This window comes from Shinella kummerowiae, assembly GCF_009827055.1.
GTDB lineage: Bacteria > Pseudomonadota > Alphaproteobacteria > Rhizobiales > Rhizobiaceae > Shinella > Shinella kummerowiae.
The window spans coordinates 188438-207986 of record NZ_WUMK01000008.1; the positions used below are offsets into that span (position 1 = coordinate 188438).

General features: G+C 65.4%; 10 protein-coding genes and 1 riboswitch. Of the genes, 4 read left to right on the plus strand and 6 right to left on the minus strand.

The features are described from left to right. Position 1 precedes the first annotated feature (1 nt). Positions 2–8491: a glycoside hydrolase family 94 protein gene (locus GR138_RS21230; protein WP_160861265.1), complete on the minus strand. Its 8490-nt coding sequence runs from the start codon at positions 8489–8491 to the stop codon at positions 2–4. Between the two features lie 407 nt (positions 8492–8898). Next, positions 8899–9115: riboswitch (cobalamin riboswitch) on the plus strand. A gap of 101 nt (positions 9116–9216) precedes the next feature. Between GR138_RS21230 and GR138_RS21235 the strand changes: the two genes are divergently transcribed. Both GR138_RS21235 and metH read left to right on the plus strand, forming a co-directional pair. Further along, positions 9217–9432 carry a hypothetical protein gene (locus tag GR138_RS21235; protein ID WP_160861266.1) on the plus strand — a complete coding sequence of 72 codons (216 nt, stop codon included), beginning with the start codon at positions 9217–9219 and terminating at the stop codon, positions 9430–9432. 87 nt (positions 9433–9519) lie between these two features. After that, positions 9520–13311 (plus strand): methionine synthase, encoded by a 3792-nt coding sequence (gene metH, locus GR138_RS21240; RefSeq protein WP_160861267.1) that lies wholly within the window; start codon positions 9520–9522, stop codon positions 13309–13311. Between the two features lie 6 nt (positions 13312–13317). On the opposite strand, the gene GR138_RS21245 is transcribed toward metH, so the two are convergent. Beyond that, on the minus strand, positions 13318–14352 hold the full coding sequence (locus GR138_RS21245; RefSeq protein ID WP_160861268.1) for a YeiH family protein: 1035 nt from the start codon (positions 14350–14352) through the stop codon (positions 13318–13320). A gap of 78 nt (positions 14353–14430) precedes the next feature. Here GR138_RS21245 and GR138_RS21250 point away from each other — a divergent pair, with 78 nt between their 5' ends. After that, a complete protein-coding gene (locus tag GR138_RS21250) occupies positions 14431–15306 on the plus strand; it encodes a LysR substrate-binding domain-containing protein (RefSeq protein WP_160861432.1) in 876 nt (291 codons plus the stop codon). Here the strand turns inward: GR138_RS21250 and cobM are convergent. Next, complete coding sequence (gene cobM, locus GR138_RS21255) at positions 15303–16064, minus strand: precorrin-4 C(11)-methyltransferase (protein ID WP_160861269.1); 762 nt, start codon at positions 16062–16064, stop codon at positions 15303–15305. The genes GR138_RS21250 and cobM overlap by 4 nt on opposite strands. A 1-nt stretch (position 16065) precedes the next feature. After that, positions 16066–17322 (minus strand): precorrin-6y C5,15-methyltransferase (decarboxylating) subunit CbiE, encoded by a 1257-nt coding sequence (gene cbiE, locus GR138_RS21260; RefSeq protein ID WP_420853692.1) that lies wholly within the window; start codon positions 17320–17322, stop codon positions 16066–16068. On the opposite strand from cbiE, the gene GR138_RS21265 reads away from it, so the two are divergent. Next, entirely contained in the window at positions 17315–18085 is a 771-nt protein-coding gene (locus GR138_RS21265) for a cobalt-precorrin-6A reductase (RefSeq protein ID WP_160861271.1), read from the plus strand. The two genes, cbiE and GR138_RS21265, sit on opposite strands and share 8 nt — an antisense overlap. Here the strand turns inward: GR138_RS21265 and GR138_RS21270 are convergent. Both GR138_RS21270 and GR138_RS21275 read right to left on the minus strand, forming a co-directional pair. Continuing rightward, positions 18049–18813 carry a precorrin-3B C(17)-methyltransferase gene (locus GR138_RS21270; protein WP_160861272.1) on the minus strand — a complete coding sequence of 255 codons (765 nt, stop codon included), beginning with the start codon at positions 18811–18813 and terminating at the stop codon, positions 18049–18051. The two genes, GR138_RS21265 and GR138_RS21270, sit on opposite strands and share 37 nt — an antisense overlap. Further along, entirely contained in the window at positions 18810–19547 is a 738-nt protein-coding gene (locus GR138_RS21275) for a precorrin-2 C(20)-methyltransferase (RefSeq protein ID WP_160861273.1), read from the minus strand. The genes GR138_RS21270 and GR138_RS21275 overlap by 4 nt, the downstream gene beginning before the upstream one ends. Positions 19548–19549: the final 2 nt, after the last annotated feature.

The window sequence follows — 19549 nt, forward strand, 5'->3', positions numbered from 1 at the left end:
ATCAGAGCAAATAACCCTCGCTTGAAGATTTGATGACAGTTCCGTTCACACTTGCTTGCCATCCACCGTCATCGCCGCGCTCGACACGGATCGCGAGTGTGCGACCGTCCAGCTTGAGCGTCGCCTCGAAGCCGTTCCACGCCGCCGGCAGCACCGGATCGACGAACAGGCGACCCGCCTCCCTGCGGATGCCGAGGATGCCCTCGACGGCCGCGCGATAGAGCAGGCCGGCCGAGCCGGTATACCAGGTCCAGCCGCCCTGCCCGGTCCGTTCGCCTTCGCCATAGACATCCGCCGCAACGACATAGGGTTCGACACGGTAAAGTGCCGCTGCCTCCCGCGTCTGCGCATGGTTGATCGGGTTCAGCAGGTTGAAGCAGGCCCAGGCATCGTCACCCCGGCCCTGCCGCGCCAGCGCCAGCACGACCCAGGTCGCGGCATGGGTATACTGGCCGCCGTTTTCGCGCACACCCGGCGGGTAGGCCTTGATGTAGCCGGGATCCTGCGGGGTCTCGACGAGCGGCGGGGTGAACAGGCGGATGATGCCGTGCTCCCGGTCGACGAGATTTTCCATCACCGCATCCATCGCCTGGCGCGACCGTTCGCCGCTGCCCATGCCGGACAGCACGCTCCAGCTCTGCGCGATCGAATCGATCCGGCATTCCGCACTCTCGGAAGATCCGAGCGGCGTGCCGTCATCGAAATAGCCGCGGCGGTAGTAGCTGCCGTCCCAGCCCGCCGTTTCCAGCGCGACCTTGAGACGGCCGAGATGCTCTTCCCAATGGAGGGCGCGGGCCTGGTCGCCCCGTTCGCGCGCAAGCGGGATGAAGCCGCCCAGCGTGCCGGCAAGGAACCAGCCGAGCCAGACGCTCGTGCCCCGGCCGGCTTCGCCGACACGGTTCATGCCGTCGTTCCAGTCACCGCCGAGGATGAGCGGCAGGCCGTTCTCCCCCGTGCGGCGCAGCGCCAGATCGAGCGCGCGAGCGCAATGCTCATAGAGCGGCGCCTCTTCGGACGACCGGTCCGGCGTGAAGAACGCGTCGTGCTGGCCCTCCGTGAGCGGCTGCCCCTCGATGAAGGTCAACGTTTCATCGAGGATCGCCCGGTCGCCGCTGGTGCGGCAATAATATTCGACCGCATGGGCGAGCCAGACGACGTCGTCGGAGATCATGGTGCGCACGCCGGCGCCGTTGTCGGGCAACCACCAATGCTGCACGTCGCCTTCGACGAACTGCCGCGAGGCGGCGTTGAGGATTTGCCCGCGGGCAAGCTCCGGCCGGTGCAGGATGAAGGCCAGCGTATCCTGCAACTGGTCGCGGAAGCCGTAGGCACCGCTTGCCTGGTAGAAGGCCGAGCGGGCCTGGATGCGGCAACCCAGTGCCTGATAGGGCAGCCAGTCGTTGACCATGCGGTCGAGCGCCGCATCGGGCGTCTTGACCTGAAGCGTGCCGGTAAAGTCGCTCCAATAGCCACGCACGGCGGTCATGACCTTGTCGAAATCCGCTGCACGGCTCTTGTCGGCCAGCGCCCGGGCGCTGTCCGCATCGGCCGTGTCGCCGAGCACGAAATGCAGCTCGCGCGTCTCGCCGGGCTTCAGCGTGATATCGACAGCAAGCGCCGCGCAGGGATCGCCGATGCCTTCGGCCGAACCGGACAGCGCTTGCCCCGTAACAACAGCCGCCGGCGACACGATATCGCCGCCGCGGCCGATGAATTCGCGACGCTTGGCGGTGAAGCCTGAAAGCGGCGCGTCGACGGCGAAGAAGCTGGTCCGGCCGGCGAAATCGAAGCTGTACGGGTTCGTGGCAAACAGCGCGCCGCTGTCCTCGTCATGGCTGGTCAGCACGAAGGGCGCGGTCCGGGCAGGGTTGTTGCCCAGCACCCATTCGACATAGCCATAGACCGTCAGGCTGCGCTCGGTTTCGCCGGTGTTCTTCACGACGAGGCGCGAATATTTGACCGGGTCCTCAGGATCGACCGTCTGCACGAGATCGAGCTCGATACCATCCTCCCAGCTGCGGAAGGCGGAGTAGCCGAGGCCGTGCCAGGTCTCGAACTTCACCGTGGGCTTGCGCGACAGCGTGGCGAAGGGCGTCATCACCGTGCCGCGCTCACGGTCTCGCACATAGAAGGCCTCGCCCGGGCGGTTGATGACCGGGTCGTTCGTCCAGTGCGTCAGCTGGAAGTCGCGCGAATTGCGGCTCCAGGTGTAGCCGGCGCCTTCCGCCGAGACGTGGAAGCCGAAATGCTGGTTGGCGATCACGTTGATCCACGGCTGCGGTGTCGCTTCGCCGCCGCGCAGCCGCACGGCATATTCCCGGCGCTCGGCATTGAAGCCTCCGAAGCCGTTCCAGAAGGACAGACCGTCACCGTTTATCTCCACCGGCTCGCCGGCGGGAACCGGCAGCTTGGGTGCCGGCGTCTCGGTCTTCGCCTCCTCCTCGCCGCGTGGCGTGGAGAACAGGGCGACCGTGCGGGCGATCTGGTCGGACAGCGTGCCGTTGCGCGCGTGGAAGACGGCGCGGGCCGTGGCGAGCAGCGCCTGCCAGGTGGTGCCGTCCATCAGGTCGCGACGCACCGTGAAGACATGCTGGCGCGCACCGTCGGACTGGCTGCGGATGCGCAGGTTCTCGCACATGTGGTCAAGCGTGTGCTGCATGTCCTGCGCATAGGAGGCGGCGCGTTCGTTGAGGATCACGAGGTCGGCCGTGACGCCACGGTGGCGCAGGTAATCCTGTGCACGCAGCGCCTGGCGGGCGACCTCGACATCGATCTCGTCGTTGATGCGCAGCACGAAGATCGGGAAGTCGCCGGAAATCGCCAGCGGCCACAGCGCCGACTGGGCGGCGAGCCCGCTCTGGATCGTGCCGGTATCGGCGCGAAGGTGCATGTCCGGATAGGTGAGGTAGCGGCCGAGCATCTGGAAGCTCGCCGCCTCCTGCGAGGTCACGCCGACATGGCGCATATGCACCTGCGAGCGTGTCCAGGCATGGATCATTTCGTGGTTGAACACGTCCGGATGGCGATAGCGGTCGATGGCCGCGTCCACTTCGGCACGGCTGGGGGCGGCAATGGTCCAGAAGATGACCTTGACCTTCTTGCCGGCCGGTACGCGCACCACGCGGCGCAGCGCGATGATCGGATCGAGCGTGAAGCCGTCCGTGCCGGAAAGCTGCGCCCCCGGATCGAAGGCGGCGGCCGTCGTCAGCGAGCGTCCGCGGCCGATGAAGCGGCGACGATCTGTCTCGATCTCGGTGCGGCGCGAGGGGCCGGCATTGTCGACGATCAGGTGGGCGATCGCCATGTCCGGCTCGTTCGGGTTGCGCTTCTGCCGCTCGGCGCGCACGACGTCGCCGCGCTTGCCGATTTCGGTACGGATGAACATCTTGGAGAACAGCGGATGGGCGCTGTCGGCATCGTCCGTCGAAATGACCGGCTCCATATAGGAGGTCACCTCGATGAAGCGGTCTTCCGGCCCGGTGTTGAGCAGCGTCAGGCGGCGGCCTTCGGCGTCATGCTCGGTGGCAACGATGACCTCCACCTCGCTCGTCAGCGTGCCGACGGTCTTGATGAACTCCGCCTTGTCGTCGCCGAACTGGGTCTTGGTCTCCTCGCCCTCGGCGCGCTTCGGCTCGGCGGTGGCGGACCACCACTCGTTCGTCGCCGTATCGCGCAGGAACAGGAAGGAGCCCCAGCGGTCCTCGGTCGGATCGGGTTTCCAGCGGGTGACCGACTGGCCGTTCCAGCGCGAATAGCCGGCACCGTTCGCCGTCAGCATGACGGAATAGTGACCGTTCGACAGGAAGACGGTCTCGCGTTCCCGCGAGAACGGATCCTTGATGATGCGGATTTCCGGGCGCAGCAGGTCGGCCTGCGTGCTGCCGACGGTTTCCGGTTCGCGCTTGGCGTTGATGACCGGAATGTCGCGCGGCGCCTTTTCCTGCAAGAGCAGTTCGGCCGCCTCGATGACCGGGTCGGAGTGGAAACGTTCGCGCAGCGCGCCGTTGAAGACGACGTTGGCGACGGCGGCGATCGACATGCCGTGATGGTGCGCCATGTAGTTGCGCACCACCGCGCAAGTCTTGCCTTCCGGCACGCGCGTCGGCGTGAAGTCGACGGCATCATGGAAGCCGTAAACGCCGAGGGCGCCGAGCTTGCGCAGCCGCTCGAGGTTTTCCAGCGAGGCCGTCGGGGCATATTGCGTGGCGAGCAGCGAGGCATAGGGCGCGATCACCGCATTCTGGCCGAGGCCGCGCTTCAGGCCGAGCGTCGGCACGCCGAAATTGGTGTACTGATAGGTCAGCTCGTGGTCGCGGGCGTTGAAGGCCGCTTCCGAAATGCCCCAGGGCGTGCCGAGACGGCGGCCGTGGTTCATCTGCTCCTTCACCACCAGATTGTTCGTCTGGTTGAGGATGCCGCCCTGGCGCTCCTGCATGACGAGCGGCGGCATGAGATATTCGAACATCGAGCCCGACCAGGAGACCAGCGCACCGCGCGAGCCGACCGGCACCACCGGACGGCCGAGCTTGTACCAGTGCTCGGTCGGAAGATCGCCCTTGGCGATGGCAAACAGGCTCGTGAGGCGCGCTTCCGACGCGAGCAGGTCGTAGCAGGCCTCGTCGAGTTCATTGGTCTCGACGCGGTAGCCGATCGACAGCAGGCGGCGCTCCTGGCGAAACAGGAAGCCGAAATCCATCGAGAAGGCGATATCGCGCGCCCGGTCGCGCAGGACGACGAGGCGCTCGCGCAGGGCTTCGATGCTGCCGAGGTCGAAGACGCTGTCGGCGATATGCGCCTCGCAGGCGGCAACCAGCGCGCCCGCCCAATGCACGACCTCGCCGCTCTGCGGCGACTTGATCTCGTTGTCCAGGTTGACGATCAGCTTGTTGACGTCGCGCGCCAGTACTGAGAGGTTGATGACACGGATCGAGGCGAATTCGTGCTCGCGCTTGACTGCGGCGAGCGCGTTGTGGAAGCCGGCAATGCGCTCCTCGATGAGGCGGCGCAGCGGCCGAACCGTCTTGCGGTCGTCGGGGAGCTCCGTCAGCGTCTCCGACAGGATCGACGCCACGTCGCCGATGCCGTCGAGGCTGCCCTGCAGGAATGCCGACGGCGCTTCGGCCCATTCACGGCACATGGAGGAGACGGCGATGAGGTGGCCGGCGAGGTTGCCGCTGTCGACCGCCGAAACGTAGCGGGGCCCGAGCGTTTCCAGCGTGTTCGTGCGGTACCAGTTGTAGAGGTGGCCGCGATATTTCGGCATGCCGTCGATGGTCGAAACCGTCTGTTCCAGGCGGCGAACCGTCTCTTCAAAGCCGATCCAGCCGAAATCGCGCGCGGAGATGACCGAGAGCAGATAGACGCCGATATTGGTGGGCGAGGTGCGCTCGGCCAGCACCGGCTGCGGCATTTCCTGGAAATTGTCCGGCGGCAGGAAGTGCTGCTCGGCCGTCACGAAGGTCTCGAAATAGCGCCAGGTGCGCCGCGCGATCTTGCGTAGCTCCGTGGCGACATAGTCGGACACGACCAGCTGGTCTTCGGTCTCCGCCGTCTGGCTGACATACCAGGCGATCATCGGCGAGAGCAGCCAGACAAGGGCGAAGGGAACGCCGATGAAGGGCAGGCCCGTATCGGAGACCATCGCGAGGGCCACGGAGACGACGGCGAGCGCCGGCGCCTGCCACATGGATTTGTAATGGGCGAGAATGCCGCCGCGCGCCGCACTGTCGGCCTGGGCGGCCGTGCGCCATTCCAGCATCAGCTTGCCGCTGACGAAGGTGCGGTAGAGCGAGCGGATGATCGCATCCGCCATCAATCCCGCCGAATGGGCGATGAAGACGATGCGCAGCGCAACCTGCGCATTGGCCGCGCGAATGTCCGAGATGACCCGATGCACATGGGCACGTGCGACGATGTCGTTGCGGCGCGGCATGAGGCCGGAGATCAGCGACAGCGTCGGGGCGACGAACAGCAGGAAGATCAGCACGAGCTGCCAGATCAGCGCCTGGCGCGGCTCCATGTAGTACCAGCCCATGACGGAGGCGACGAGCCAGCCGATCGGGATGAGGCTGCGGCGCAGGTTGTCGTACATCTTCCAGCGGCCGATCATCGAAATGCCGCTCGACGGGCTGAAGATGTAGGGCAGAAGCTGCCAGTCGCCGCGCGCCCAGCGATGCTGGCGCGAGGTCTCGACACCATAGCGCGTCGGGAAATCCTCGACAAGTTCGACATCCGTCACCAGCGCGCAGCGCGACAGCGAGCCTTCGAGAAGGTCATGGCTCAACACCGCGTTTTCGCCGATACGGCCCTTCACGGCCGCCTCAAAGGCGTCGACGTGATAGAGGCCCTTGCCGGTGAACGTGCCTTCGCCGACGAGGTCCTGGTAGATGTCGGACACGGTGAAGACGTAAGGGTCGATGCCGCGGTCGGCGGAATAGATGCGCTGGAAGGTCGAGGCTTCCTTGCCCGTCGTCAGCGAGGGCGTGACGCGCGGCTGGAGGATGCTGTAGCCGGCGGTGATCTCGCCCGTCGCCTCGTCGATGACCGGGCGGTTGATCGGGTGGTGCATCTTGCCGACGAGCTTGGTCACGGCATCGCGCATCAGGCGCGTGTCGGAATCGAGCGTCATGACATATTTGACGTCCGCCGGCACGATGTTGGCGCCCGGCAGGAAGGTCGTGTCGCCGTCACCGCGCAAAAGCAGGTTCAGCTCGTGCAGCTTGCCGCGCTTGCGCTCCCAGCCCATCCAGGCGCCTTCCGACGGATTGTAGAGGCGGCGGCGGTGCAGGAAGTAGAAGCGCGTGCGGCCATCATAGGCGTAACGGGCGGACAGCGCCGCGACCTCGCGCTTGGCATATTCGAGCACGTCGAGATCAGCCGGCGTCTCTTCCGACTGGCTGTCGGCCCAGTCGCTGATGAGCGCGAAATAGATCTCGCCGCGTGGATTGGCGAGGTAGTGCACCTCGAGATTGCGCACCAGTTCATCGACATGGTCGCGCTTGGAAATCAGACAGGGCACGGCAAGCAGCGTGCGCGCATCGTCCGGGATCCCGTCCTTGAACTCATAACCGACCAGGCGGGACGGCGTGACGAAGAAGGTGACGAGCGTGTTGAAAAGACCCGTCGCGCCCTCGGACGCCGGCAGCGCGAAAAGCACGAGCATGATGAGCCAGGCGCCGTTCGGAATGTCGAGCTGATCGAGGAAGAAATAGACCGCGATCATCGCCAGCAGCGTCAGGATGATATTGGGCGCGGCAATCGCGAACCAATCGAGCTTGCGGGTCAGGCGCACCACGCGCTGGACAATGGAGGGACGATAGCCGATGCGCTTTTCGAGCTGCTTGCGCTTCTTGCCGACGAGGAAGGCCGCCACATTGGCCTTGTAGTCCAGGTCCTCGACATGCGCCGCCGCATCTTCCTCGGTCATGGTGAGCGCGGTTTCGGTCACTTCCAGCTCGGTCTTGCCGGAGCGGCGTGCGAAACGCTCGATCGTGTTTCGGTACTTGTTGCGCGAGCCGAAATCGAGGTCGCTGTAGTCGGAACGCTGGCGCAGCGCCTCGTCGAGGCGGCTGACGCTCTCGAACCAGACGGGCCATTCCGTATCGTCGACCGAGCGCAGGCTCTTGATGAGCGAACTCATCGTCACGTTGCCGGAGGACAGCCGGTTGTTTTCCGCGACGATCAGCTCCTCGAGATCGCTGCCGCGGCTCTCGATCTTACGCTCCAGCCACTGGATCACCGCGCCGGAGGCCTGCAGGCCGTCGCGAAGCCGGTAGAGCAGCTGGATCACGAAGGTGTTGTCGTCGATGAAGGTCTCCATCGACTGGAGATGGGCAATGCATTTTTCCGGATCGTTGAGCCGGATCAGTTCGTCGGCCACCTCGTTCGCCTTGAACCGCATCTTGCGCGAGCGCTCGACGCGGCTGGAAATGCGGCGGAGGTTCTCGAGAAGCACGAAACGAATGAACGAGGGCAGCGCCCAGAGTTCGCCGATCTTCAGCGCATCGACCTTTTGGAAGCCCTGGACGAAGGCCGTCAAGCCGTCATGCGAAACACCGCTATGCGTATGGGCGACGTAGAGCCAGGCGAGCGCGAGCGTGCGCGGCATCACCTGTCCCTCGACGTCCATGGTCGGCAACTGGCGGAGGAAGCGGCGGGGGAAATCGCGGCGGACTTCCTGGATCGCCTCTTCGACGACGTAATAATTGTCGAGCAGCCATTCGGCCGCGGGGGTGATCTGCGCGCCCGCCTCGACGTCCTTCGCGGTCACCTGATAGACGCGGAAGATTTCCTTCTCGTTTTCCTTGTGCCGGGCACGGAACTCGAAGGGTTGGAAGCCGGGCAGGGCCGCGCGCTTGTCGCGCGCCAGCGCTTCACCGCAATCGGCGAGCTCCTCCAGCGTCAGATAGGTGGCGCGGATCGAATCGTTATAATCGATCTGCTTGACGTCGGCGTCGCGCGAGGAGGCTTGCGGCGTATTATGAAGGGGCATGTTTCTGATTCTGGATCCGGCCATGTGGAACCATCCGGCGGCGGCCTTTGCGCTGGACAGTTTTTTGCGGGCAGGGTTCATATGTGTGCCGCGATCAGCCATGGCACCGAACCGCACCCCGGGGGCACTTGACGGTTGGACAGGGCTCAGGCGACACGCTTGTTGGCATCCTGGCCGCGTGGTGCATGAAAACGGCATTTTTTAGCCGTAAGGACAGAGACTTGCAACATGTCAACAGGACTGGATGGCGCAGCATGGACCCTCATCTGCGGATTTGGTGAATCGCCCATCCCTCCCCAGGGGCGAACCTGCGCATGGTGCAGGCGGAAAGCCAAATGCCTGATGAGGCAAAAAGTTCCCGTCCTGTGCATGACGGTCAAAATCATTGACTTGCCGACGCGCTGACGCCAATTTGCCGGGGTCAGGGTCTTCCGAGTCGCATGCGGCTTGGAGGCTAAGAGGGAAGCCGGTGCGATGCTCCAGATGGAGCGCCAAGACCGGCGCTGCCCCCGCAACTGTGAACGGCGAGCGACTGTCGATAAAGCCACTGGTCTTTGGACCGGGAAGGCGAGACAGAAGCGGCGACCCGTGAGCCAGGAGACCTGCCCTGATAGTTGAAACGTCCATGGGCGGGGTGTCCCAGTGGTGCGCTTGCTCGCCGCCCTGTTGGCGGTTTCCAGCAATGTGCGTCCGGCCATCCCCCAATTCACCGATTGGGGATCTATATGCTTGCTACCATCAACAACGGCCTCTCCGGCACCGGAAAGCCGGAATCCGTCTTCATTTCCTGGCTGCTGTGGCAGCCACGCGGCGCCGACCTCGCGGTCGAGGCACTTAAGGAAGTGCAGAAACTCTCGCGTTATGAGGGTTCCGATCCGGATATCGCCCGCCTCCGGTCGCTGTTCGCCTCGCTTGCCGGCGCAGACGGGCGGCTGCACTGAAGCGTCGGCCTCGCATAAAGACATATTGACATAAAGATATCTTTATGTGACTTCCGATGCAGTATGATTGCATCGGAGGGCTTTGCCATGGCCAAATCGCACCTGGACACCCTGTTCGGCCCCGAACGCGCACCGCGCGACGGGCGCGAGATCCGCGCCGCCCTTGAGGCCGCCGCGCGCGAGCGCATTCTGGTGCTCGACGGCGCCATGGGCACGGAAATCCAGACGCTCAAGCTGGTGGAAGACGATTTCCGCGGCGACCGTTTTGGCGATTGCGCCTGCCACCAGCAGGGCAACAACGACCTGCTGACGCTGACCCAGCCCGGTGCGATCGAGGATATCCATTATCGTTATGCGCTGGCCGGCGCCGACATTCTCGAAACCAACACCTTCTCCTCCACCACCATTGCCCAAGCCGACTACGGCATGGAGGACATGGTCTATGAACTCAACCGCGATGGCGCGCGTCTCGCCCGCCGTGCCGGGTTGCGCGCACAGGAAAAGGACGGTCGCCGCCGCTTCGTTGCCGGCGCACTCGGCCCGACCAACCGCACCGCCTCCATCTCGCCCGACGTCAACAATCCCGGATACCGCGCCGTTTCCTTCGACGACCTGCGCCTCGCCTATGCCGACCAGTTGCGCGGCCTGATCGATGGCGGCGCCGATATCATCCTGATCGAGACGATCTTCGACACGCTGAACGCCAAGGCGGCAATCTTCGCCACCCGCGAGGTGTTCGAGGAAAAGGGCATCGTGTTGCCGGTGATGATCTCCGGCACGATCACCGACCTTTCCGGCCGCACGCTGTCCGGCCAGACGCCGGAAGCCTTCTGGAACTCGGTGCGCCACGCCGATCCCTTCTCGATCGGCCTCAACTGCGCGCTCGGCGCCAACGCCATGCGCGCCCATCTCGCGGAAATCTCTTCTGTCGCGCAAACCTTTGTCTGCGCCTATCCCAATGCCGGCCTGCCGAACGCCTTCGGCCAGTACGACGAGACGCCGGACGAGATGGCCGCGCAGATCGAAGGCTTCATGCGTGACGGGCTGGTCAACGTGGTCGGCGGCTGTTGCGGCTCGACACCCGAGCATATCCGCGCCATCGCGCAGGCCGCTGCGCGCCACAAGCCGCGCCAGATCCCCGACATCCCGCGCCATATGCGGCTGTCCGGCCTCGAACCCTTCACGCTGACCGACGCCATACCCTTCGTGAATGTCGGCGAGCGCACCAATGTCACCGGCTCGGCGAAGTTCCGCAAGCTGATCACCGCCGGCGACTATGCGGCAGCCCTCGACGTCGCGCGCGACCAGGTGGCGAACGGCGCGCAGATCATCGACATCAACATGGACGAGGGCCTGATCGATTCCGCCCGGGCGATGACGGAATATCTCAACCTCATCGCCGCCGAACCGGATATCGCCCGCGTTCCAGTGATGATCGACAGTTCGAAATGGGAGGTGATCGAGGCCGGCCTGAAATGCGTGCAGGGCAAGCCGCTGGTCAACTCGATCTCGCTGAAAGAAGGCGAAGAGGCCTTCCTGCACCATGCCAAACTCGTGCGCGCCTATGGTGCCGCCGTGGTCGTCATGGCCTTCGACGAGACAGGACAGGCCGACACCAAGGCGCGCAAGGTGGAGATCTGCACCCGCGCCTACAAGCTCCTGACCGAGGTCGCGGGCCTCGCGCCGGAAGACATCGTCTTCGATCCGAACATCTTTGCCGTCGCAACCGGCATCGAGGAGCACGACAATTACGGCGTCGATTTCATCGAAGCGACCGCCGAAATCACATCCACGCTGCCGCATGCCCATATTTCCGGCGGTGTGTCCAACCTGTCCTTCTCGTTCCGCGGCAACGAGCCGGTGCGCGAAGCGATGCACGCCGTCTTCCTCTACCACGCCATCCAGGCAGGCATGGACATGGGCATCGTCAATGCGGGCCAGCTCGCCGTCTATGATACGATCGAGGCGGACCTGCGCGAGGCCTGTGAGGACGTGGTGCTGAACCGCGCGCCGAAGGGCGGCGGCACGGCGACCGAGCGCCTGCTGGAGATCGCCGAGCGCTTCAAGGGCACGGCCGGCAAGGAAGCCAAGGAGCGCGACCTCGCCTGGCGCGACTGGGCGGTCGAAAAACGGCTGGAGCACGCGCTGGTCAACGGCATCACCGAATTCGTCGAGGCGGATACGGAAGAGGCCCGCCAGAACGCGGAACGCCCGCTGCACGTCATCGAAGGACCGTTGATGGCGGGCATGAACGTGGTTGGCGACCTGTTTGGCGCGGGCAAGATGTTTTTGCCGCAGGTGGTGAAATCCGCCCGCGTGATGAAACAGGCCGTCGCCGTGCTGCTGCCCTACATGGAAGCGGAAAAACTCGCCAATGGCGGCAGCGGCGAACGCCAGAGTGCCGGAAAAATCCTGATGGCGACCGTCAAGGGCGACGTGCACGATATCGGCAAGAACATCGTCGGCGTCGTGCTGGCCTGCAACAATTACGAGATCATCGACCTTGGCGTCATGGTGCCGGCGGCAAAAATCCTCGAGACGGCCAAGGCGGAAAAGGTCGACATCATCGGCCTGTCCGGCCTTATTACGCCCTCGCTCGACGAGATGGTGCATGTGGCCAATGAGATGGAGCGCGACGGCTTCGACATACCGCTCCTCATCGGCGGTGCTACGACGAGCCGGGTGCACACGGCCGTCAAAATCCACCCGCGATACGACCGCGGCCAGACCGTCTATGTCACCGACGCCAGCCGCGCCGTCGGCGTGGTCGGCAGCCTGCTCTCGGCCGAGATGAAGCCCGGTTATGTCGAGACGCTAAAGGCGGAATACCGAAAGGTCGCCGACGCCCATGCCCGCAGCGAAGCGGAAAAGCAGCGTCTGCCACTGGCAAAAGCCCGCGAAAACGCCTTCAAGGCCGACTGGTCCGCCTACCAGCCGAAGACGCCGTCCTTCCTCGGCACGCGCGTCTGGCAGGACTGGGACCTTGCCGATCTCGCCCGTTACATTGACTGGACCCCCTTCTTCCAGACCTGGGAACTGAAGGGCGTCTATCCAAAAATCCTCGACGACGAGAAGCAGGGCGCCGCCGCGCGCCAGCTCTTTGCCGATGCGCAGGCGATGCTGGAAAAGATCATTTCGGAAAAATGGTTCACGCCGAAGGCCGTCGTCGGCTTCTGGCCGGCCGGCACCGTCGGCGACGACATCCGTCTCTTCACCGACGAGGCGCGCAACACGGAGCTCGCCACCTTCTTCACGCTGCGCCAGCAGTTGTCCAAGCGCGACGGGCGGCCGAACGTGGCGCTCTCCGACTTCGTCGCACCGGTAGAGAGCGGCAAGCAGGACTATCTCGGCGGCTTCGTCGTGACGGCCGGCATCGGCGAGATCGCCATTGCCGAGCGCTTCGAGCGGGCGAACGACGACTACAACTCGATCCTCGTGAAAGCGCTGGCCGACCGCTTTGCCGAAGCCTTCGCCGAGCGCATGCATGAAGTCGTTCGCAAGGAACTCTGGGGCTACGTGCCGGACGAGACCTTTGCGCCGGACGACCTGATCGGCGAGCCCTATGCCGGTATCCGCCCCGCACCGGGTTATCCCGCCCAGCCGGACCACACGGAGAAGACAGCGCTCTTCCGCCTGCTCGATGCGGAGAAGGAAATCGGCGTGACCCTGACCGAGAGCTTCGCCATGTGGCCCGGCTCCTCCGTCTCCGGCCTCTACATCGCGTCACCCGAAAGCTACTATTTCGGCGTCGCCAAGGTGGAGCGTGATCAGGTCGAGGACTATGCCCGGCGCAAGGACATGAGCGTGCCCGAAGTCGAGCGCTGGCTCGGGCCTGTGCTCAACTACGTGCCGGCAGCCGCGCGGGAAAACGCGGCCTGAGGTCACTCAGGCCGTTGCAAGGTTGAGGACAAGCACCATGGCGTAGCTGGCGACGACCAGCACGCCGAGCGAGAGCACGACGGCGGCTGTCACCCGCGGCCCGGCGCGCATCACCCGCTTCAGGTCGATGCCGAGGCCGAGTGCGGCCATGGAGAGAATGGTCAGCACCGTCGCGGCCTCGCCCATCCCCTCCGCCGTCGTGGCATCGATCAGGCCGAAACTGCGCGCGGCCAGCATGGCGAGAAAACCGAGGATGAACCACGGCACCAGGCGGTGCAGCGCGGGCCGGCGCCCCGTCCTGCCCGCCGAGGCGAAGGATAACAGGAAGATCACCGGTCCCAGCATCAGCACGCGCACGAGCTTGACGAAGGTGCCGATCTGGATGCTGAGCACGGAGACGGGCGCGGTGGCGGCCAGCACCTGCGGCACGGCATAGACCGTCATGCCCGCCATCACGCCATATCCCGTCGCGGAAAGGCCGAGCAACGGCACCAGAACGGGCAGGAGCAGCACCGTGATCATGCCGAGCACGGCGGTGAAGGCGATGGACGAGGCGACATCCTCGGCATCGGCGCGGATGACCGGCGCCGTCGCGGCGATCGCCGAGTTGCCGCAGATCGAATTGCCGCAAGCCACCAGCAGCGCGACGGAATGGGACAGGCCAAGCCCGCGCCCTATCCCGTAACTCGCCATGAGAACCGCCCCCACCACCACCGCAATGGCGCCGATGAGCGAGATGCCCATGCCCCCGATCGCCACGGCGCTGACGCTTGCACCGAGCAGCACGATGGCCACTTCGAGAAAATACTTTGCCGAGAAGGCGATGCCGGGATCGAACCGCACGGGTCGGCGCAAAAACAGCCGACACACGGCACCGATCAGGATGGCCAGCACCAGGGCCTCGATCCAGGCCCCGCCCGTCAGGCGCAGTTCCAGATACTCGGCAAGCACCGCGAGACCGGAGACCAGGCCAGCAAGCACGACGCCCGGCAACAATGCGCGAGTTCCAAGAAAGGCCCTGTTGTTAGATAAATTTTCCATGCGCCAACGATGCGCTTGAAAGTTCATTCAATCCATCAGTAAATATCATACATTTCATTCGATTGGATCGAACACATGATGACGCTCGACCAGCTCCGTATCTTCGTCGCCGTGGCAGAGCGCGAGCATCTCACGCAGGCGGCGGATGCGCTGAACCTCACGCCCTCCGCCGTCAGTTCGGCGATCCGCGTTCTCGAGGAGCGTTACGGTATCGCGCTTTTTCACCGCACCGGCCGGCGGATCGAACTGACGGAGACGGGCCACGCCTTCCTGCCGGAAGCCAAAGCGACGCTGGCACGGGCCGAGAGCACGGATCTCTTCCTCACCGAAATCGGCGGCCTCAAACGCGGCACGCTGTCGCTTGCCGCCAGCCAGACGGTCGGTGCCTACTGGCTGCCCCCGCTGCTCATACGCTTCCACGCGGCCTATCCGGCCATCGACATGCGCGTGGCCAGCGGCAACACCGAGCAGGTTGCCGAGGCCGTGCTTGAAGGACAGGTGGAACTCGGATTCGTCGAAGGCGCAGTCGACCACCCTGCCCTTTCGCAACGGATCGTCGCACGCGACCGCGTCGTCGTGGTTGCCCCGGCCGGCCATCCGCTGCTGGGCAGACCGGTCGAAGCGGAAGACCTTCTGGTGGCACGCTGGGTGCTGCGCGAGGCAGGCTCCGGGACGCGCAGTGCGCTGACCACCGCTCTTGCGACACACGGCGTGGAGGAGGCGGCGCTCGACATCGCGCTTTCCCTTCCATCGAACGAAGCCGTGCGCAGCGCTGTCCTTGCCGGCGGCGCACTAACCGCGATTTCCGAGCTGGCCGTCGCGGATGATCTCGCGTCAGGCCGGTTGGCCCGCATCGCCTTCGACCTGCCGGAGCGTGCCTTTTGCCTGCTCAGGCACAAGGAGCGCTATCGCTCCAAGGCATCCCTTGCCCTGGAGGCGCTGGTGCGGATTTAATCGCCGCGGCCGCGGAACCGCCGCTGGTAGGCGGGGTCGTAGAGCGAGCTTTCGCGAAAATCCTCCGCCGCCAGCGTGTGGCCAACGAAGATCAGCGCCGTGCGCTCGATCGGCTCTTCGGCAACCTTCGCCACGATATCGGAGAGCCTGCCGCGCACCACCCGCTCATCGGGCCAGGAGGCCTTCACGACGATTGCGACCGGGCAATCGGCGCCATAGAGCGGGGTGAGGTCCTCGACCACCTTGTCCAGCGCATGGATGGCCAGATGGATGGCCAGCGTCGCGCCCGTCGCGCCAAAATTTTCCAGCGTCTCGCGGTTCGGCATGGGCGATGCACGACCGGAAACGCGGGTGAGCACGAGGCTCTGCGCGACGGCCGGGATGGTGAGCTCGCGGCCAAGGGCTGCGGCGGCCGCGGCGAAGGACGGCACACCCGGGGTCATCGAATAGGTGAGCCCATGGTTTTCGAGCCGGCGGATCTGCTCGGCAACGGCGCTCCAGACGGAAAGATCGCCCGAATGCAGCCGCGCCACGTCCTCGCCCGCCTGCGCCGCGCGCAGGAATTCTGCCTCGATCTCGTCGAGCGACAGTGGCGCCGTGTCGACGATGCGGGCACCCGGCGGGCAATATTGCAGAAGCTCCGGCGATACGATGGAACCGGCATAGAGGCAGACCGGGCATTTTCCGATGAGATCACGCCCGCGAACGGTGATGAGATCGGCTGCACCGGGACCGGCGCCGATGAAATGAACGGTCATATTATCCCTCGATTTGTTTAGCCGGCTTCACCCAGCTCCATTGTGTCACCGGCATGGCGGGCCGCCAGCCTGTCATCCGCCCAACCGGCGATGCCCGCGCGATGTCGATGCGGATCAACGCGCCGCCAAGCCGGGCGTGATGGGCCAGAAGCACGGCTTCCATTTCCGTCGTCACGCCGTTGGCGACAAGGCGGCCGCCGGATTTCAGGCCGGCGATCGCCGCCTCCATCACCCCCGCCTCGCTGCCACCGCCACCGATGAAGATGGCATCCGGCGCGGAAAGCCCGGCAAGCGCATCCGGCGCCGTCCCTTCGACCACGGAAAGTCCGGGCACACCAAAGTTTGCAGCATTGCGGCGGATACGGGCGGCGCGTCCAAGGTTGCCCTCGATCGCAATCGCTCTCAGGGAGGGATCGGCCAGCATCCATTCGATGCCGATCGAGCCCGAACCGGCGCCGATGTCCCACAACAGTTGCCCGCGCTTCGGCGCGAGTGCCGACAGCGTCAGGGCACGCACCTCGCGTTTGGTGATCTGGCCGTCATGCTCGAAAAGACCGTCATCGAGACCGGGCGTATAGGCCAGCAGCCGTGCATCCTCGGCAGCCAAAACCTCAATGGCGCAGACATTCAGCATGTCCGCCTCCGCGAGTGCAAAATGCTCCGCCCGATGGCTGCTCACCCGTTCGCGCGGGCCGCCAAGCGCTTCCAGGACGGTGAGCGTCGACGCGCCGAATCCACTGTCGGCCAGGAGAGCGGCGAGCGCCGCCGGCCCGTCGCTGTCGGAGGTGAGCGCCAGGATGCGGCAGCCGGAATGCAGATGCGGGCGGATGAGATCGATCGGCCGGCCATGCAATGACAGTGAGACCGTGTCCTGCAGCGCCCAGCCCAGACGCGACGCCGCGAGGCTGAAGGCAGATGGTGCCGGAAAGACCCGCATCTCCGCCCGCGCGATGCGGCGCGACAGCGTGACGCCGACGCCATAGAAGAAGGGGTCGCCTGAGGCGAGCACGACGACCGGCCGGCCGCGGGCGGCAAGCACCGCCTCGACGGAACGCTCGAAGGGGCTCAACCAGCCATGCCGCTCGCCGCGGATCGCGCCGTCTGCAAGCTCAAGATGCCGCGCGCCGCCGAACACAAGCTCGGCCGCGCCGATCGCCGTCTTGGCCTCGTCACCGAGACCGGCTAGACCATCCTCGCCGATCCCGACGATGGAAAGCCATGGGGCGGCGGCCGAAAGGGACAGATCAGGCGTGGACAAACAACGCATCCTCATTCTGGGCGGAACGGCTGAGGCCCGCGATCTCGCGGGCAGGCTTGCCGATCGATCCGACCTTGCCGTGACGCTCTCGCTTGCCGGGCGCACGCTCGACCCTGCGCCCCAGCCCGTGCCGGTGCGCGCAGGCGGGTTCGGCGGCGTCGAGGGGCTTGCGGCCTATCTTGGCGAGCACACGATCGATCTCCTGATCGACGCCACGCACCCTTTCGCCAGGCAGATTTCCGCCAACGCCCGCGCGGCGAGCGAAGCGACCGGCACGGCGCTGCTGCGGCTGGAACGGCTCGGCTGGGACGAGGCGGACGGCGACCGCTGGACGCGCGTCGACAGCGTCGCCGAGGCGGTTGCCACACTTGGCGACGACCCGCGCCGCGTCTTCCTCGCCATCGGCCGGCAGGAGGCAAAGGCCTTCGACGCCGCGCCGCAGCACCACTATCTCGTGCGCAGCGTCGATCCGGTCGATCCGCCGCTTGCCGCACCCGATGTCGACTATCTGCTCGCCCGCGGTCCCTTTTCGGTCGAGGCGGAGGTCGAGCTTCTGCGTGCGCATCGCATCGACGTCATCGTCAGCAAGAATTCCGGTGGGGAGGCGACGGAAGGCAAGATCGTTGCCGCGCGCATTCTCGGCCTGCCCATCGTGCTCATCGAACGCGCCGCCACGGTGGACGGCCATCGCACGGATACCGTCGAGGATGCGGTGCGGCTTGCCGATCATCTGCTCGCGTCCTTCAGGAAACGCGGCGTATAGACCAGCTCCGGCAGGCCGGGACGTTCGATGATGCGCGTTTCCGGCGAGCCGATGACGACGCAGGTCGCCATGTCGGCGCGCTCCGCCGCGGCCTCTCCGAGCGCCATGACCAGCATGCGCTCGTCCGGCCGGCCCGCGGCACGGCCGAAGATCACCGGCGTGGTGGCCGGTAGCGTCTCGCGAAGAATCTCAAACGCCTTGCCGAGCTGCCACGGCCGCGCCTTGCTGATCGGATTGTAGAGCGCGATGACAAGGCCGGCTTCGGACACCAACCGCAGCCGCTTCTCGATGATCTCCCAGGGTTTCAGATTGTCGGACAGCGAAATCGCACAGAAGTCGTGGCCGAGCGGCGCGCCGATACGGGCGGCGACCGCCAGCATGGCGGTGACCCCCGGCACGATGACGAGGTCCACGGACTTCCAGTCGTCCGGCCCCGCATCGATCGCCTCGCAGACCGCCGCCGCCATGGCGAAGACGCCGGGATCGCCGCCGGAGACGACACAGACATTGACGCCGGCCGCGGCACGGATCAGCGCCGTCTGCGCGCGGTTCAGTTCCTCGCGGTTGTCCGAGGCGACCTTGATCTGGTCCGGCCGGAGATTGAGCCGGTCGATATAGGGAAAGTAGCCGAAAAATTCGGTCGAGGCCGCAACAGCGCCGAGCGCTTCCGGCGTCATCTGGTCCGGATTGCCCGGCCCGGTGCCGATCACGAAGAGCTTGCCTGTCATCCGCGGGTGCTCCAGCCCGGCACGAGAACGAGCGAGAAGTAGGGCGCGGTATCGTCGAGCTTTTCGGAAAGCCGTATGGACTTGCTCGTCGGCATGGTGCCGCGCTCAACATAGATCGCCTCGCCCAGTCGGCCGGCATTCGACAGCGCCCTGCGGATCTTCGGCAGGTTGCGGCCGACCTTCATGATGACGGCAGCCTGCGTGTCGACGAGGCGACGCGACAGCTCGTCCTCGCCCATCGTACCCGGCAAGACCGAAAGCACGTCGTCGCCCTGCACGATCGGCAGGCCGGAGAGCGACCAGCAGCCGGACATGGCGGTGATGCCGGGAATGACCTCCGTCGGAAACCGGTCGGCGAGCCGCACATGCAGGTGCATGTAGGAGCCGTAGAACATCGGATCGCCTTCCGAGAGGATGGCGACCGTGCGGCCGGCGGCGAGATGCTCGGCCACGGCGGCGGCGGAGGCATCGTAGAAGGCCGTGATCTGGCTCTTGTAGTCGTCGTGGTCCTTGTCGATTTCCGTGGTCACCGGATAGTAGAGCGGCAGCTCCACCATATCCGGCTTCAGCAAACCTTCGACGATTGCCCGGCCATTACCGGAGCGCCCGGCCTTGGCGAAATAGGCGAGCACATCGGCTTCGCCGATCGTCCGCACCGCCTTCAATGTCAGGAGTTCGGGATCGCCCGGCCCCGTGCCCACGCCAAAAAGTCGTCCTGTCACCGTCGCCACCATGT

Bases quoted from the DNA above. Each gene is read 5' to 3' on its own strand.
- GR138_RS21230 (WP_160861265.1), bottom strand. From the start codon at position 8,491: ATGCCCCTTCATAATACGCCGCAAGCCTCCTCGCGCGACGCCGACGTC.
- GR138_RS21235 (WP_160861266.1), top strand. From the start codon at position 9,217: ATGCTTGCTACCATCAACAACGGCCTCTCCGGCACCGGAAAGCCGGAA.
- metH (WP_160861267.1), top strand. From the start codon at position 9,520: ATGGCCAAATCGCACCTGGACACCCTGTTCGGCCCCGAACGCGCACCG.
- GR138_RS21245 (WP_160861268.1), bottom strand. From the start codon at position 14,352: ATGGAAAATTTATCTAACAACAGGGCCTTTCTTGGAACTCGCGCATTG.
- GR138_RS21250 (WP_160861432.1), top strand. From the start codon at position 14,431: ATGACGCTCGACCAGCTCCGTATCTTCGTCGCCGTGGCAGAGCGCGAG.
- cobM (WP_160861269.1), bottom strand. From the start codon at position 16,064: ATGACCGTTCATTTCATCGGCGCCGGTCCCGGTGCAGCCGATCTCATC.
- GR138_RS21270 (WP_160861272.1), bottom strand. From the start codon at position 18,813: ATGACAGGCAAGCTCTTCGTGATCGGCACCGGGCCGGGCAATCCGGAC.
- GR138_RS21275 (WP_160861273.1), bottom strand. From the start codon at position 19,547: ATGGTGGCGACGGTGACAGGACGACTTTTTGGCGTGGGCACGGGGCCG.